We start from the raw sequence: 15,347 nt of genomic DNA, 5'->3' as shown, positions 1-15,347 counted from the left end.
AACTACTTACTATTGATTATCAATTTCGCTCCGGTGCCAAAACCATGTCAAGCTTCACGTCATGCTGTTCCGCCTCGTGAATCTCTTCCAAAATAGGTAGCAGAGAGAGTCCTACTTTTCCTGTTGCCGGGGAAATCGAAGAAAGAAACCCATCATAAAACCCCTTGCCATAGCCAATGCGGTTGCCGTGTTTGTCAGCTACCAGAAGCGGCACAAAAATCACGGTGCAGAGCGAAGGATCAGCCGGAGGAGTATATACGGGTTCTGGAATCCCCCATTTACTGGTGTTGAAATGTGTTTTGTCGTCAAACCAAACGTGAGAAAGCGTGCCTTGCTCAATATCGGTGAGCGAAGTCATCGTGCGAATCCCCTCCCGCCACAACCAGCGAATGATGGGCCAGGTGTCTACTTCTTTGAACTTCTCTATAGGCAAAAAAATATGAACCGGGCCACGTCCAATAAGTTCTTTATTGGCTTTCACCTGGTCAAACAGGCTGTCACAGGCCGCTTGCCACTCCTGATAGCTTAGCGCTTTTCTCTTGTCCAGGTATTGTTTTCGAAGTGCCTGTTTGTCCATCGTGGCTTATTCTTCCATAAAAATATGGAAGGAAAAGTCGAATGCATCAAATCCTTTGAGGAACTCGTCTAAAATAGCAGGATTTGTGAGGTAAAAGTTGAGGAAGTTGTCGTGGCGCTCCTGCAATGAGCCTCCAGGGAATAGCTTCTCTTTAATACTTTCAATCTGGTTGATTGCCACCGCCTGGTTATTCTCTTCGGCCTTTTGCAGCTTTTTCTCCATGCCCTCAAACTCCTGCAGCAGTCGGGTTTCCTGCTTGCCCATGTAGCCATCCAGGGTTTTGTCTATGGCCACTGCTTTGGCTTTCACCTGCTCCATGAGCTTGGCAAAGGCTGCTTTTTCCTCGCCTAACAGCAGTTCATTTTCGGAGTTCTCCCTCACATACTTTTTCCGGATCTCATGCCCTTCCATAAACAGATCAGCAAGCTTCAATCCCAGTTTCTCAATTTTGCTCGCCTGGCTTTTTTGCACTACCAGTCCAAAATTGCGGGGCATCAGCATGGGGAAAGGCAACTGATAATGATCAAAAACAGCCTTGAATTGCAGCCAGTAGGCTACCTCTGCCGGGCCGCCTATATAGGCCAGGTTGGGGAGAATGGCCTCCTGGTACACAGGCCTCATGATTACGTTAGGGCTGAATTTCTCCGGGCTTTTTTCCAACAGTTGCCAGAGCTCTTCCTTCGTGAAGGACAGGTCGGTATTATTGACTTTATAAATACCACCTTCTTCTATGATCCTGTCTCTGTGGATGCTGTTCAGGTAAAAGAAGTTGATTTCCCGGGCATGCACCTGTGTCTTAAAGCCGGCATCATCGAGCTTTTTGGTGGTTTCGTCCACCAGCTTGCCCGACACATGTTCTTCAATATCTTGTTTGATAATCGGAGCAAAAATCCTTTTTAAATCCGGGTGATCCCCATCCACCATCACAAGACCTTCGTGACCAAATAGCTCATTCACATAGTACCGAACAGCGTCAGCCAGGTTGTTGTGATCGAGGTATGCTTTTTCAAAGACGGACGCTCTGTCGGGCATCTCATCGAGCACTTTGCTTAGTGAATGGGGCATAAAGCGTCCCACGGCACCTTTCTGATCAGTTTCCCAGGTATATTTCTTGCCATACAGGTAGCAATAGCTAATCTCCTCAAAATCGTGGTCCTCAGAAGCAGCCCAGTACACAGGCACAAAGTGGAAATCGGGGTACTTTGCCTTTAGTTGCTTGCAGGCATCTATCACCGTCACAATTTTGTAGATAAAGTACAGGGGCCCGGTGAAAATATTTAGCTGGTGCCCGGTGGTGACGGTGAATGTGTTTTCTTCGGAAAGTGCGTGGATGTTCTCTCTCAACTTGGGCGACATATCCAGTGCACCATACTGCTCGTCGAGTACTGCCTCCAGCCTTAGCCTGTTCTTTTTGGGGAAAGCTTTTTTCAGCGCTATCTGCTTCTCAGCATTTTCTACGGAGGGATAGTATTGATAAAAGTCTTTTAGTGACTCATTTTTTGCCAGGTACTCCAAAAAAATAGGAGAGAACTGTCCAGTCTCTCCCAGAGATATTTTTTCTACTCTCATTTCAGGTTACAACAATTCTCCAAACAAATCGAATTCGGCAGCATCATAAATCTTAACTGTGGCGAAATCGCCAATACGTAAATAATTTTCTTTTCCATCAATGATGACTTCGTTGTCAACTTCGGGTGAGTCATACTCTGTTCGACCGATGAAATTACCACCTTCTTTGCGATCCACCAACACTTTAAAGGTCTTGCCTATTTTCTGCTGGTTCAGCTCGTAGGAAATGGCTTCTTGAACCTCCATAACGGCGTCGGCTCGTTCTTGTTTAACATTTTCAGGAATATCGTCTTCAAAGCTATATGAGTGGGTGTTTTCCTCATGTGAGTAGTTAAACACCCCGAGCCTGTCAAACTTCGACTTTTGTACAAAGTCCATCATCTCTTCGAAATCCTGCTCTGTTTCACCCGGATGGCCGGCAATTAGCGTCGTACGGATAGCAATACCAGGAACTTTAGAGCGCATGGTGGCCAGCAGGTCTTCGGTTTTTTCTCTGGTAGTGCCTCTGCGCATTAGCTTCAACATATTGTTCGACGCATGCTGAAGGGGAATGTCTACATAGTTGCAAATGTTGGGGCGCTCTGCCATTACATCAAGTGCATCCATAGGGAAGCCAGCCGGAAATGCGTAGTGGAGCCGGATCCAGTCAATGCCGTTGACATCCGAAAGGCGCTGTAGCAGCTCAGCAAGGTTTCTTTTCTTGTACAAATCCAGGCCATAGTAGGTTGAGTCCTGGGCGATAAGCAAAAGTTCCTTGGTGCCATTTTTGGCCAGATGCGATGCCTCTTTCACCAATTCTTCAATAGGCCGGGAAATATGGCCCCCACGCATCAGTGGAATGGCACAAAAGGAGCATGGTCTGTCGCAGCCTTCAGATATTTTCATGTAGGCGTAGTGAGCGGGGTTGGTGAGGATTCTCTCGCCTACCAGCTCGTGCTTATAGTCGGCTTTGAACTCCTTCAAAAGCCTCGACAAATCTCTCGTACCAAAATAGGCATCCACTTCCGGAATCTCCTTTTCCAGGTCGTCCTTATATCTTTGCGACAGACAGCCCGTCACATATATCTTTTCAACCAGCCCTTCCTTTTTCGCATCTACATAGCGCAGGATGGTATCGATGGATTCTTGCTTGGCATTATCGATGAACCCGCAAGTGTTAATAACAACCACATTGGAATCGTCGTCTTCCGATTCGTGCACGGCATCGATTTCGTTGCCCCGCAGTTGGGTAAGCAAAACTTCCGAATCAACAGAGTTTTTGGAACATCCAAGGGTAACGATGTTCACCTTCGTATTTTTTAGTCCTTTAGTTTTCAAATGTCAGATTGGATTTGGCCACTGGTTTCCACGAAATTGTTCTCTATCTGCCAATGGGCTCGCAAGTTAACAATTTCCTGTGGTGTTAGTTCCATGTTGGCGAAAGTGATTTGTGTTGGCCATCAATCTCGTTCATGGGCGTAATATGGATCGGCTATTGCTACAAAAAGACTATCTTTGAGCAAATTTGACAGTATGGTACGACAAATTGTAATGCCAAAAAGCAAGCGCTTTATGCTGGAGCTTCCGGATGAAATGGTTGGAAAAACCATAGAAGTATTGGCTTTTGAATTAAAAGACCAGGATGACAGAACAGCCGAACTTACACATGAAGATAGGCTCGCTCAAGTTCGTTCGATATTTGCTGACTGTCAGGTCGATTTGTCAGGCTTTAAATTTGATAGAGAGCAGGCGAACGACTATGGAGAATAGCAAAGCCGCAATTGACACCAATGTTTTGATTTACTTGTATGATCAGAGCAGTAATCACAAGAGAACTATAGCCGAGAAACTTGTTTCCGACGGGCCATTCATTTCTGGCCAGGTGATTTCTGAGTTCTTAAATACGACTAGAAGGCTCCTCAGCCTTCCAAAAAGACAGATTTTAGACAAGTGTATCCAGCTTATTGACAATTGCAGGGTTATGCCTATTGAAAAGTCTACCTTGGTTGCTTCACTCTTTTTGATAGAAAAGTACGATTTTCAGCTATTTGATTCATTGATTGTGGCGTCCGCACTTGAAAGTGGATGTAAGACGTTATATTCTGAAGACATGCAGCATGAACTTGTTGTAGAGGAGAGACTTAAAATTGTGAATCCGTTTATTTGATGAGTCAAATGAAATCCGGCTGGCATTTGTGGTTGCTGATTTTTGTGTTGGGCTGGTCTGCCTGTGCACCCGACCCCTCCTGCTCAGATATTTACCTGCCTTATGTAACGGCAAGCTTTTACACGGTTAACGACGCTGGTGTTGAAACCGTTGAATCTGTCCAGCTTGACTCGCTTTGGGCCGATGATGCGGACACTTTGCTTTATGCCGACACAACGCTTTCAATTTATGGATTATACGTAAACCCCGAAGCAGCGAGCACCACTTACCATTTCTGCCTCAACGATACGTGCAACTCAGTGACCTTTATGTACGATAGAAAGGAATACCTGATTTCGCCAGAATGTGGCCCCCGGTTCAGGTTTCAAAACCTTACGACTGGGTTTGAAGGGTTTTACGACTCCGTCATTGTAAACAAGCCAGAACTTACCCTACTTGGAGAAGTTAATGTTAAAATCTACCGCTAGCCCACTTTTGCTTTTTCTGCTACTGTTGCCCATAATCAGCAGGGCCCAGGATGAAGACTGGCGTCCTTCAGCGGTTAGGGTGGGGGCGGACGTTTTCGGCCTTGCAAAAACAGCCCTGACTGATGGCTATAATCGGCAGGAGATTCAGGCAGACATTGATTTCAACAAATACTTTTTTGTACTGGATCTGGGAAGAGAAGAGATCGACAATTCGGCAGAAGGGTTTACACACACCACCAATGGCACATTCTACCGGGCCGGAGTCGACGTTAACCTGACTCCTTACAACCCAAACAAAGACGTTGTTTTTTTCGGGCTAAGGTATGCGCACGCCACTTTCGACGAATCGCTGGCATTCGATTATGCGGTGCCGTACTGGGGCCCTGCCAGTGTGGGCGTGACGAATGCCGGGCTCAGTGCCTACTGGATAGAGGTTGTGTTCGGCATGAAAGTGAAGGTGTGGAAGCAGTTTTACATGGGCTATACCCTGCGAGGCAAGTTTGGGCAAAAGACAAAGGGAGCAGAAACACTCATTCCGTATACTGTGCCCGGTTATGGGGTAGTGACCGATGGCGGAAATTTTGGTTTCGGTTACCACATCTACTACAAGCTGGCTTTCAGAGACAAAGCCGTTCCTCTACGGCCGAAGGACTCCAAGAAAAAGCTGAAGTAGCGTCAGGAGGCCTAGTTGCGGGTAAAGAACGACTCCACAAAAGCCATTTTGTTGAACACCTGCAGCTCCTCCATTTTCTCACCAACACCAATATACTTCACCGGAATCTTGAACTGATCTGAAATACCAATAACGACACCTCCTTTGGCGGTGCCATCCAGCTTAGTGATGGCCAGAGAGGTGACATCCGTCGCTTTTGTAAACTCTTGTGCCTGAATAAAGGCGTTCTGTCCTGTGCTACCATCAAGCACCAGCATTACTTCGTGTGGGGCATCCGGAATAAACTTCTGGATTACTTTCTTGATTTTGGAAAGCTCATTCATCAGGTTCACTTTCGTGTGAAGGCGTCCTGCCGTGTCAATAATGACAAGATCAGCTTTTTCGTCTACGCCCTTTTTAACAGCATCGAAGGCCACCGAGGCCGGGTCGGTATTCATGCCATGCTCTACCACGGGCACACCAACACGCTCCCCCCAAAGTTTGATCTGGTCTACAGCTGCTGCCCTGAAAGTGTCGGCAGCGCCCAATATCACCTTATATCCTTTCTGCTTGAACTGATGTGAAAGCTTGCCAATAGTGGTAGTCTTGCCCACGCCGTTGACACCCACCACCAGGATCACATATGGCTTTTTATCTTTTGGCAATTCAAAATCTTCAACATCCTCAGTGTTGTTTTCGGAGAGCAGCCCTGCAATCTCCTCCCTCAGAATAACGTTCAGCTCAGAGGTGCCCAGGTACTTGTCCTTGGCCACCCTTGCCTCCACTCTGTCAATTATTTTTACTGTGGTTTCAATACCAACATCTGACGATACCAGTACCTCCTCAAGCTCGTCGAGCACATCTATGTCTACCGTCGACTTTCCGGCTACCGCCTTGCCGAGCTTCGAGAAAAAATTCTCCTTCGTTTTTTCCAGTCCTTTGTCCAGTGACTCTTTTTTGTCCTTGGACATGAATCCAAATAAAGCCATATATAATAGGGTTGCTTATTGACTGCGGAGTTGCACAATGAGCATCTCCTTTAGCCAACGGAAAATACAAATTTCAAACTTAAACCACCGGAAAATGATTCTGCGTTTGGTTATTATTGAAAAAATAATGCAGGCGCCAGGGGTTGACTGCCGTCTTTTGGTAACAAAAAAAGTCCCATGAAGGGACTTTCTTGTCAATAAGTACTGTTAACCAGCTTATTTCGCTAGTGTATCTTTTACGAGGTCAGCAGGAACCATTTCCTCACGGAAAGTATATGCACCAGTTTTTTCAGACCTTACAGCCTTGATCACTTTCGCATAGGTTTTGCCACCTTCTTTCTTCAGGGTTGCAACTACTTTCTTTGCCATGATTATTTAATTTCTTTGTGGACAGTATACTTACGAAGTATGGGGTTATACTTCTTCATCTCAAGTCTTTCAGGAGTATTTTTCCTGTTTTTTGTGGTAATGTGACGTGACGTGCCTGGAAGACCAGTCGTCTTGTGCTCTGTGCACTCTAGTATTACCTGAACTCTATTTTTGTTCTTAGCCATGACTATTCTATTCTTCTAGCTTAAAATACTACGTTGCCCTTAGCTCTCGCCTTTTTCAAAACAGCGCTGATACCATTCTTGTTGATGGTTCTTAAAGCAGTTGATGAAACCTTTAATGTAATCCAAAGATTTTCTTCAGGGATAAAAAAACGCTTTGTGTGCAGGTTTGGGTAAAACTTGCGCTTCGTTTTATTGTTTGCATGAGAAACATTGTTTCCCACACGTGTGCTTTTTCCGGTTATCTGACAAACTCTCGCCATTGTCTTATAAGTGTATTTTTGAAATGGGTCTGCAAATATCGGAAAAATTTGATTACCAACAAACGAGGGCGAATAATTATGCATCTTTTCTTTTGTAGTCGTAAGGGCAGTGTCGGCATCCGCTCTTACAACAATAGCCTCTTTTCAGATGGTATTCCTTTGTAAAGACAAGGAACCCCTCTTTGGTGTGGTAATAATCTTCGGTCTTTAACCCGTACTCAACCTTCTTTGCTGATTCTTTCTCCATCGCCTTTTTCGGTCTAGGGGCTTTTATTTACCTTTGAAACCCTGCCCAACAGGCAATTGTTCAATCCTAAAGTCAAAGATATGATCAAGACAATGAGTAGCAAAGAAGCGATGGAGCTCGAAAACAAGTATGGAGCGCATAACTACCACCCGTTGCCGGTCGTGCTTTCGAGGGGAGAAGGAGTCTTTGTGTGGGACATTGAAGGAAAGAAGTACTACGATTTTCTTTCGGCTTACTCAGCAGTTAATCAGGGGCACTGCCATCCAAAAATTATCGGCGCCTTAAAAGAACAGGCAGAGACTTTGACACTGACTTCAAGGGCCTTCTATAGTGATGCCCTTGGTGCCTTTCAAAAATATGCCACTGAGTATTTTGACTTCGAAAAAGTGCTGCCAATGAACACTGGCGCTGAAGGCGTAGAAACTGCGCTTAAAATTTGTCGGAAGTGGGGTTATGAGAAGAAAGGCATTGCTGCCGATCAGGCTAAAATCATAGTTTGTGAACAGAATTTCCACGGCCGCACCACTACGATCGTGTCTTTTTCCAGCGATGAGGGGGCCAGAAGAAACTTTGGGCCGCTTACACCAGGGTTTGTAAAGATCCCTTACAATAATATAGATGCTTTAAAAGAAGCTTTGAAAGACCCCAATGTGGCTGGTTTTCTTGTGGAACCTATACAGGGCGAAGCAGGCGTTTACACACCAGCCGACACCTATATAAGAGAAGCTGCCGCTTTGTGCAAAGCCAGCAACGTCCTTTTCATAGCTGACGAAATTCAAACAGGCATCGCCCGGACGGGCAGTTTGCTGGCGGTTTGCGGCAACTGCTCGTGTGAAGGTAACTGCGAACGGCAAGCTGCCACCTATACAAAGCCAGATATCCTCATATTGGGCAAAGCCATGTCGGGTGGTGCTTATCCGGTGTCTGCCGTTCTTGCCGATGATCACATCATGGATGTGCTCACCCCAGGCACACATGGCTCTACCTTCGGTGGCAACCCACTTGCATGCAAAGTGGCCATGGCGGCGCTCGACGTCGTAAAAGAGGAAAAACTGGCGCAGAATGCCCGCCAACTGGGGGTGATCTTTCGTGAAAGAATGAGCAAATTCATTGAGACAACAAAGCTTGTGAAAATGGTGCGGGGCAAGGGACTGCTCAACGCCATTCTCGTCAACGATACGGAAGACAGCAGCACAGCCTGGGACATTTGCGTGGCTCTTAAGGACAATGGCCTGCTGGCCAAGCCTACCCATGGGAATATCATCCGGTTTGCGCCGCCATTGGTGATGACAGAAGAACAACTCCATGAGTGCTGTGACATCATTGAGAAAACCATCCGGGAGTTCGAGCAAAAAAGCTAATCGGTAAGTAGCACTGCAATTCGTTTTTGCCTGCGAGCAACTGGGTTACCTTATACCCCATATGGGGCATTTGTAATTCCATGTTGCTCTTATACCTTTAGGGGTTTACAGCCAACAGTCAGTATGAGCCTAAGGGTATTATTATTTTTTGTTTTCTCCCTTTTGGGAGGGGCGGCCTTATTTGCACAAAATGACGAGCTCGACAGTTTGGAGAGAGCTTTGCCACAACAAGCGGGCAGCGACAAAATATCCACTCTCAACGCCATTTCCTGGCATTACCGGCAAGCAAAAACCGCAAAAGCGATGGAGCTCGCCAAATCCGCCCTCAAATTGTCGACGGAAGTTAATTATCCGGAGGGAGAGGCGCTATCACTTCAGTCGGTTGGTGCCGTTTACGAAGCCACCAGCAACTTTGACAGTGCGCTGCTTTTTTTCAACAAGTCTCTGGCTATCAAGCAGACGCTTGGCGACACTACCGACATCGCCGCATCACTCAACAACATTGCCATGGTGTATGACCAGCTCGGCAAAGATGAAATGGCGCTGACCAACTACTTTCAGGCCCTAAGGATGTACGAAGCCGTCAATGACCTTTTCTCCGAAGCCATGGTACTTGGCAACATTGGCATCGTGTACAAAAAACAAAAGGACTATGACAAAGTGCTCACTTACTACGAACGGGCACTCGAAATTTACGAAAACGAACAATCGGTTTTCGGCTCGTCGGTGGTGCAGGGAAACATAGCCTCCATTCTTATTATTCTCGGAAACTACAACCAAGCCATTAAGGTTGCCAAAAAATCGCTCCAGGGCTACGAAAGCCTCGGATACAGCAGGCTCATGGCCTATTCGCTAGGCAACCTGGCCATCGCTTATGACAGTCTGAAGGAGCTTTCGGTTGCCCGTGATTATTACAAACAGGCCTTAGCACTGCATAAAAATAACAACAACACAGCTGAGGTGGCTTTTACGCTAAAGAACCTCGCAGGCAACGAACTGGCGTCAGGAGAATACACCAGGGCATTGGCTCACGCCACAGAAGCATACCTCCTGGCGTCTTCTGCCAAAGCCAGCGACGTGCTGATGCAGGCATTGGTAATTATCACCAGATGTGAGCAGCAGCTAGGCAACTATGAAAAAGCTTTTGGCTACCAGCGACAGTACATCGACTTGCGAGACAAGGCATTTGAAGAGGAAAAGACCAAAGCTGCCCTGGAGTTGGAGGCCAAATATGAAACCGAGAAAAAGGATCAGGAGCTTGAGCTGCAACGCCTTTCTCTTGTCGAAAAGGATCTTGAGATTCAAAAAAACAGAGTTGCCCAGCTGGCACTTGGCGGAGCCTTACTTTTTCTTTTCGTACTTGGCTTACTTGTGAGAGCAAGGATGAAACTTACCTACCAGCGAAAGCTGGATGAGGAAAAACTGGCTAAGCAAGAAGAATTGCTCAGGGCTGTGATCAGCTCTGTGGAGGGAGAAAGAAAACGCTTCTCGGAGGACTTGCACGACAGTTTTGGCCAGCTTATCTCGGTATTGAAAATGAACGTCGATTCTCTGTCGGCAGCCCCACCTTCTGCCGCAGTCGACCGGCAGCGAATGTTTGACCAATCGGTATCGGTGCTGAACGATATGTACGGTGAGTTGAAAAACGTATGTTTTAACTTAATGCCCAAGGCTCTTATTCAGCACGGACTACCCGTTGGGGTCAATGAACTGGTGGCAAGAATCAATCACACCGGCAAGCTGCGAGCAGAAAGTCATTTCTTCGATCTGGACGACAGACTAGTCGATATTCAGGAGATATCGTTGTACCGGATCGTTCAGGAGTGGACCAACAATATTCTCAAATATTCCGATGCCAAAAGCATTTTTATCCAAATCACACGTGACGAGGCAGAGATAACGCTTACTATCGAAGATGATGGTATGGGTTTCGATGAAAAAATATTAAAGATGGGCCAGGGAAACGGCTGGAAAAACTTACAGTCACGTACTAATCTGATGAAAGGGACAATTGATCTGGACACGGCCCCAGGCCGAAAAGGTACAATGCTAACGGTGAACGTTCCGGCTATTCTAAAGGGAGATCAATCGCAAACGGGCGCTAACAAAGTGGAAACATTGCTTACCTATGCGCTGTTTTAGTAAGGGGTGGTACGTAGTGCAAAATCACCTGCCGGGGGGATGTTGAAAAACTGATTGTCGGACTAATTTTCGGACATGAAGTCTTTCAGCAATATTTCCTCTAAATTCATCCGGAAGTTTAGCGGGACTAGAAAAATGAATAGAACAAAGGTGTACCTGGTCGATGACCATGCTATCCTCATGGATGGTGTCAAGTCGTTGCTCAATGCTACCGATGAGTATGAAGTCGCTGGCACAGCTTCTACCGCCGAGGATGCATTGAAATACCTTCAGAATGAAGCGGTTGATATTCTCATTTCGGACTACAGCTTGCCGGGAATGGATGGCCTGGGGCTGGTAAAAGTGATGCAACGCATAAGACCAGAGGTAAAAATTCTCATCATGAGTATGCACGATGAAGGGCATCTGGTAAAGGAAATTCTAAAGGAGGGCATTAAGGGTTACTTGCTAAAGAAGGACTCACAAAAGGAGCTTATTGCGGCTCTCGATCAAATTAGAGCTGGCAGAACTTATCTGAGTAATGAGATTAATACACTGCTAATACAAAACTTGCAAAACCCCGACGAGGGAAAACTGCTCACCGAGCGGGAAAGGGAAATACTGAAGCTGATTGCGAAAGAATACACGAATAAGGACATTGCTGAAGAACTGTTCATCAGTGAACGCACAGTGGAAACCCATCGCAAAAATATCTTTCGAAAAACCAAGACTAACTCTCTTGTTGGCCTGATCAAGTTTGCTTATGCGAACAATCTGGTATAGAAAAACCAGCGATAATGTGACTTTATAGCCTTTCTCTTATTATAAGAGTAAAAAAGGCTATGAAAATCACCCGAAAACTAAATCAGGAGCCAGTCAATACAGGCTCAATGGCGGACATCGCTTTTCTGCTTCTCATATTCTTTCTTGTCTCCACCACCATCCTTCAGGAGAAAGGGCTCATGATTACGCTGCCGCCTGATAAGGAAAAGCAGGAGGCGATGCCAGTGAATGACAGGAACCTTTTCAAAATAAGCATCAACTCCAAAAACCAGTTTTTGATCCAGGACGAACCAAGAGAAGATCTTGCTGGGCTTAAGGAAGAAGTGAGAATGTTCATTTTGAACCCTGCCGCAGCCAGCGACCTGGCCGAGTCTCCCAAAAAGGCCATTGTATCGCTAAAGTCAAACCGTGGTACAGACTACGCAGCTTTTATTGCGGTGCTGGACGAATTGAAAGGTGCTTACTACGATATATATGGGGAAAGGGTAGGATTATCTGGTGACCAGTACCGAAATCTCGACCTAGACAATCCCCGGCAGCTAGCCTTATACGAGAGGGGTAAAGAAGGGATACCGATGAACATATCCATTGCTGAACCAAACAAATAGCGTCATGAAATAGCCATAAGGAGAGCCATACCCAACGAGAATGAATATGCCTCTAACACGAGAAAATTCTATTCCAAGGGGGTTTAGCTATTCCATGTGGCCGCTGAAAAACAAATTATATACACATGAAGTCATTTAAGAGAAAAACCATTGTGAATGCCGAGATTTCTACGGCATCGCTTCCCGATATCGTCTTCTTACTGCTGTTCTTTTTTATGGTAACGGCTGTTATCAGAACAGACGAAAAGCTCGTGAAGTACGAAGTGCCCAAGGCGAAGCACATCAACAAGGCTGAAATGAAGACGCTCATCAGGGAGCTTCAGGTGGGCTTGCCAGCCAATGCCCGGCTAGGCTCGGAGCCCTTGATTTCTGACGGGGGCCACTATTTGAAGGTCAGCGAGTTGGTGCAATGGGTCAACCAGGAAAAGGCGACCTTACCGGAGGCATACAAAGACCAGATGATCATTGTGCTGAAAGCAGATGAGGCAGTGAAAATGGGGCTGATCGCCGATATACAACAGGAACTGAGAAAGTCGAATGCAAGAAAGGTGTTGTACAGGTCGAAGGAAAATATTTAATATCCTCTGGCCCTCTTCAGCTTCACTATCCTGTCATAGGATTGCTTTATTCTCTCTTTTGGGATTTCGCCACTTTCAACCTTGCCTCGGATGATCTTATGGATTTGATCTGCTGAGTATCTTTCTGTCTGCCCCACATTATTACATATAAGCAACATGTCTACTCCGGCATTGATGGCCAGTTCAATCGCTTTGTCCATGCCATAGTGTTTGCTGATGGCATGCATTTGCATATCGTCGGAGAAAATAACCCCGTCGAATCCGATGAAGTCTCTGAGGATGTTTTGAACGATTTTTTTAGAAAGTGTGGCTGGCAAGGAATCAGGATCGAGGTGCGCATTCACAATATGCGCCGACATCACAGCGTCCAGCCGGCCTTGATCGATAAGAAGTTTGAAAGGCCTGATTTCGTCAAACTGCCAGCTATTGCTTACGTCGGCCATACTACTGTGGGTGTCCTTACTGGAGCTGCCGTGGCCGGGAAAGTGCTTGATAGACGTGACAATGCCTACCTCCTGATGTGCTTTGATAAAGGCTGCAGCATGCAACGCCACCGAATCGGCATTGCTACTGAATGACCTGCCGAGCTTTACTATGACAGGGTTGTCGGGATTCACCGCTACATCCACCGACGGAGCAAAGTTGAGGTTAAAACCCAATTCTCGCAGCTGAACAGCCATGCGCTTGGCTTGGGCGTACGTGCTGTCGGGAATGCCCTGCTTGCCCAGCTCTTGTGCTGATTGAGTGGTAACGAATCCATATTTTGGCTTAAGCCGGTTCACCCTTCCGCCTTCTTCGTCAATCGCAATCCAAAGAGGAATACCCGAGGCATATTTTAGCGTATTGTTGAGCTGTCGGAGATTCTCGGCAGTATTGGTTTTGGTCAGATTTTTCTCAAAATATATCACGCCGCCCACTTTGCCATCTTCAATGGCTTTCAGCAGCACATCTCCTTCTTTTATGGACTGCCTTTCCTCCAGGCCAATCATGATCATTTGGCCAATCATAATGTCGAGGCTGTCTGTTTGCGCCACTACGTTGCCACACAGACAGAGGAATATTAATAAGCTATAAATGTTTTTCATTTAGTGGTGTCTATTATATCGCCAATGACTTCGGAAAAGTAAGCGCCGTTATAAGGTCCAAACCAGTTCATTGTTCTGGTTTCGTATTTGTTTAAATCGTACCACTCGTCTTTGGTAATGTAACCTATATAACCGCCGTTGAAACTGGTGACCATCAGGTTTTGTCCCTGAGCCCGGGCCATGCTGTCAAGTGGTGCCATTAGCTCTCCGGAAAAGTCGCAAGGTGTGCCGACCAAAAGGTTGTCTCCAATCTTCAAATAGCTGATGCCGGAGTCATAGTCGCCGAACAACCAATAGAACACCCACGGCCGGGCGGCAATACTCTCGGAAACCTTGAAACTTGGCTGCCTCAGCTCCAATGGCAAGTATCCACTCGAAATCGACGTAACGTATCCCGGCTGTATTAAAAAGCTAATTTGCGCAAACTGATCCGCAAGGTGCTCGGAAATGTATTCTGATTTGTCCCATCCGTCAATTCCTTTTGGACTATTGGGCCCTTGACTGCCCACAGCACCAGCACCGTATATAACAAAGTCGGCCAGGGAGTCGGCGACAAACGTTTTTCGCAATGCAGCCGGGTAGTCGGCCGACAAGGCCAGGAAGCTGGAAGGTAAAGTGGTAGCATGTGCTGCAAATGTCGTAAACAAGGCACTTTTGCCGGAGTCTTTCACCACCTTCATCACCCTGAACCAGGGGTCAATCGTTCCTTTTTCTTTCACCAGGCGGTTATACATCAGCTCGCCGGCATCGAATGTCGCAAACCCGATTTTGGCCTTTTCTCTGTTTCCTTCCGCATCCTTTATACTTTGTATCACCGCTCCAGCAATAAAATCAGCTACTTCCGATTGGTAGGTGCCTGCAAACAATGTTCCTGTCAACCCCGGACTCCAGGCACCAATACTGCAGTGGGAGTGCACGGCGGTAAAAAAAGTGTTTTGCAGAGAGTAGCCCAATGCAGGAAGCAGGCTTTTTAACCTGATAACCACCTCCGGGGGCGTGATAAGGAGGTCGAGGCTTACGATTGCTGCCTTTGCTTTTCCGTTGGAAAACACCATCGTCTTCACACCAACAGAATCATGAACGCCCTCAAAATGGGCTCCTTTTCTTTTCCCATATCCAGCCAATGGAATGGACTCAGGATAAACCAGGGAAGCTTCCGCCCAGCCAACTTGCAGCGTATCGCCAACTGAATTTTGGTAGGCGGCTGCCAGGGAGTCCATCCTGGCATGCATGGCCGCATAGTAGGACATTTCCTGATAGGGAGTCCTGTCAATCGTCGTTAGCAGGCTTAACGCCAGTACTAAAACAGCGCCTGCCACCCACGCCAGTACTTTGAGGAGGCGCTTCATA

Annotated in this window: 19 protein-coding genes; 9 read left to right on the top strand and 10 right to left on the bottom strand. The window is 46.6% G+C overall.

The annotated features are described in order from the left end of the window. Positions 1-19: 19 nt before the first annotated feature. The 3 genes from RIG68_RS00315 to rimO are packed head-to-tail and all read right to left on the bottom strand — an operon-like array spanning position 20 to position 3,463. Positions 20-577: a 5-formyltetrahydrofolate cyclo-ligase gene (locus RIG68_RS00315; RefSeq protein ID WP_350117642.1), complete on the bottom strand. Its 558-nt coding sequence runs from the start codon at positions 575-577 to the stop codon at positions 20-22. 6 nt (positions 578-583) lie between these two features. Continuing rightward, positions 584-2,146: a bacillithiol biosynthesis cysteine-adding enzyme BshC gene (gene bshC / locus RIG68_RS00310; RefSeq protein WP_350117640.1), complete on the bottom strand. Its 1,563-nt coding sequence runs from the start codon at positions 2,144-2,146 to the stop codon at positions 584-586. A gap of 6 nt (positions 2,147-2,152) precedes the next feature. Then, positions 2,153-3,463 carry a 30S ribosomal protein S12 methylthiotransferase RimO gene (rimO, locus tag RIG68_RS00305; protein ID WP_350117638.1) on the bottom strand — a complete coding sequence of 437 codons (1,311 nt, stop codon included), beginning with the start codon at positions 3,461-3,463 and terminating at the stop codon, positions 2,153-2,155. Between the two features lie 195 nt (positions 3,464-3,658). Between rimO and RIG68_RS00300 the strand changes: the two genes are divergently transcribed. From RIG68_RS00300 to RIG68_RS00285, 4 genes are read left to right on the top strand one after another with little or no spacing between them, the layout of a single operon-like run. Further along, positions 3,659-3,895 (top strand): hypothetical protein, encoded by a 237-nt coding sequence (locus RIG68_RS00300; RefSeq protein WP_350092133.1) that lies wholly within the window; start codon positions 3,659-3,661, stop codon positions 3,893-3,895. Next, entirely contained in the window at positions 3,885-4,292 is a 408-nt protein-coding gene (locus RIG68_RS00295; protein WP_350117636.1) for a PIN domain-containing protein, read from the top strand. Before RIG68_RS00300 ends, RIG68_RS00295 begins: the two co-directional genes overlap by 11 nt. Continuing rightward, a complete protein-coding gene (locus tag RIG68_RS00290) occupies positions 4,292-4,759 on the top strand; it encodes a DUF6452 family protein (RefSeq protein ID WP_350117635.1) in 468 nt (155 codons plus the stop codon). The genes RIG68_RS00295 and RIG68_RS00290 overlap by 1 nt, the downstream gene beginning before the upstream one ends. Continuing rightward, on the top strand, positions 4,740-5,432 hold the full coding sequence (locus RIG68_RS00285; RefSeq protein ID WP_350117633.1) for a DUF6048 family protein: 693 nt from the start codon (positions 4,740-4,742) through the stop codon (positions 5,430-5,432). The genes RIG68_RS00290 and RIG68_RS00285 overlap by 20 nt, the downstream gene beginning before the upstream one ends. An 11-nt stretch (positions 5,433-5,443) precedes the next feature. On the opposite strand, the gene ftsY is transcribed toward RIG68_RS00285, so the two are convergent. From ftsY to RIG68_RS00260, 5 genes are all read right to left on the bottom strand, one after another. Then, positions 5,444-6,400 carry a signal recognition particle-docking protein FtsY gene (ftsY, locus tag RIG68_RS00280; RefSeq protein ID WP_151997713.1) on the bottom strand — a complete coding sequence of 319 codons (957 nt, stop codon included), beginning with the start codon at positions 6,398-6,400 and terminating at the stop codon, positions 5,444-5,446. Between the two features lie 216 nt (positions 6,401-6,616). After that, positions 6,617-6,769, bottom strand: a complete 153-nt coding sequence (locus RIG68_RS00275; RefSeq protein ID WP_151997712.1) for a DUF4295 domain-containing protein — start codon at positions 6,767-6,769, stop codon at positions 6,617-6,619. Between the two features lie 2 nt (positions 6,770-6,771). Beyond that, positions 6,772-6,954, bottom strand: a complete 183-nt coding sequence (gene rpmG, locus RIG68_RS00270) for a 50S ribosomal protein L33 (protein WP_151997711.1) — start codon at positions 6,952-6,954, stop codon at positions 6,772-6,774. Positions 6,955-6,974: 20 nt separating this feature from the next. After that, positions 6,975-7,214, bottom strand: coding sequence for a 50S ribosomal protein L28 (gene rpmB / locus RIG68_RS00265; RefSeq protein WP_151997710.1), 240 nt, complete (start codon positions 7,212-7,214; stop codon positions 6,975-6,977). 76 nt (positions 7,215-7,290) lie between these two features. Continuing rightward, positions 7,291-7,461, bottom strand: coding sequence for a C1orf53 family protein (locus tag RIG68_RS00260; RefSeq protein WP_350073028.1), 171 nt, complete (start codon positions 7,459-7,461; stop codon positions 7,291-7,293). An 80-nt stretch (positions 7,462-7,541) separates the two neighbouring features. Here RIG68_RS00260 and rocD point away from each other — a divergent pair, with 80 nt between their 5' ends. The 5 genes from rocD (at position 7,542) to RIG68_RS00235 (ending at position 12,912) form a co-directional block, all read left to right on the top strand. Then, positions 7,542-8,822 (top strand): ornithine--oxo-acid transaminase, encoded by a 1,281-nt coding sequence (gene rocD / locus RIG68_RS00255; RefSeq protein WP_350117631.1) that lies wholly within the window; start codon positions 7,542-7,544, stop codon positions 8,820-8,822. A 123-nt stretch (positions 8,823-8,945) separates the two neighbouring features. Continuing rightward, positions 8,946-10,964, top strand: a complete 2,019-nt coding sequence (locus RIG68_RS00250; RefSeq protein ID WP_350117629.1) for an ATP-binding protein — start codon at positions 8,946-8,948, stop codon at positions 10,962-10,964. Between the two features lie 135 nt (positions 10,965-11,099). Further along, positions 11,100-11,726 carry a response regulator gene (locus RIG68_RS00245; RefSeq protein ID WP_350117627.1) on the top strand — a complete coding sequence of 209 codons (627 nt, stop codon included), beginning with the start codon at positions 11,100-11,102 and terminating at the stop codon, positions 11,724-11,726. 59 nt (positions 11,727-11,785) lie between these two features. Beyond that, positions 11,786-12,334: an ExbD/TolR family protein gene (locus RIG68_RS00240; protein WP_350117625.1), complete on the top strand. Its 549-nt coding sequence runs from the start codon at positions 11,786-11,788 to the stop codon at positions 12,332-12,334. 125 nt (positions 12,335-12,459) lie between these two features. Beyond that, the gene (locus tag RIG68_RS00235) at positions 12,460-12,912 is read left to right on the top strand and encodes an ExbD/TolR family protein (protein WP_350117623.1); all 453 of its coding nucleotides are present in this window, start codon (positions 12,460-12,462) and stop codon (positions 12,910-12,912) included. Here RIG68_RS00235 and RIG68_RS00230 read toward each other — a convergent pair. Next, on the bottom strand, positions 12,909-13,997 hold the full coding sequence (locus RIG68_RS00230; RefSeq protein WP_350117621.1) for a glycoside hydrolase family 3 protein: 1,089 nt from the start codon (positions 13,995-13,997) through the stop codon (positions 12,909-12,911). The two genes, RIG68_RS00235 and RIG68_RS00230, sit on opposite strands and share 4 nt — an antisense overlap. Beyond that, positions 13,994-15,346 (bottom strand): neutral/alkaline non-lysosomal ceramidase N-terminal domain-containing protein, encoded by a 1,353-nt coding sequence (locus tag RIG68_RS00225; RefSeq protein WP_350117619.1) that lies wholly within the window; start codon positions 15,344-15,346, stop codon positions 13,994-13,996. Before RIG68_RS00225 ends, RIG68_RS00230 begins: the two co-directional genes overlap by 4 nt. Between the last annotated feature and the right edge of the window lies 1 nt (position 15,347).

The sequence above is a fragment of the Imperialibacter sp. genome, from assembly GCF_040222385.1.
Taxonomy (GTDB): domain Bacteria; phylum Bacteroidota; class Bacteroidia; order Cytophagales; family Cyclobacteriaceae; genus Imperialibacter.
This window is presented reverse-complemented; position numbering and strand designations above follow the sequence as displayed.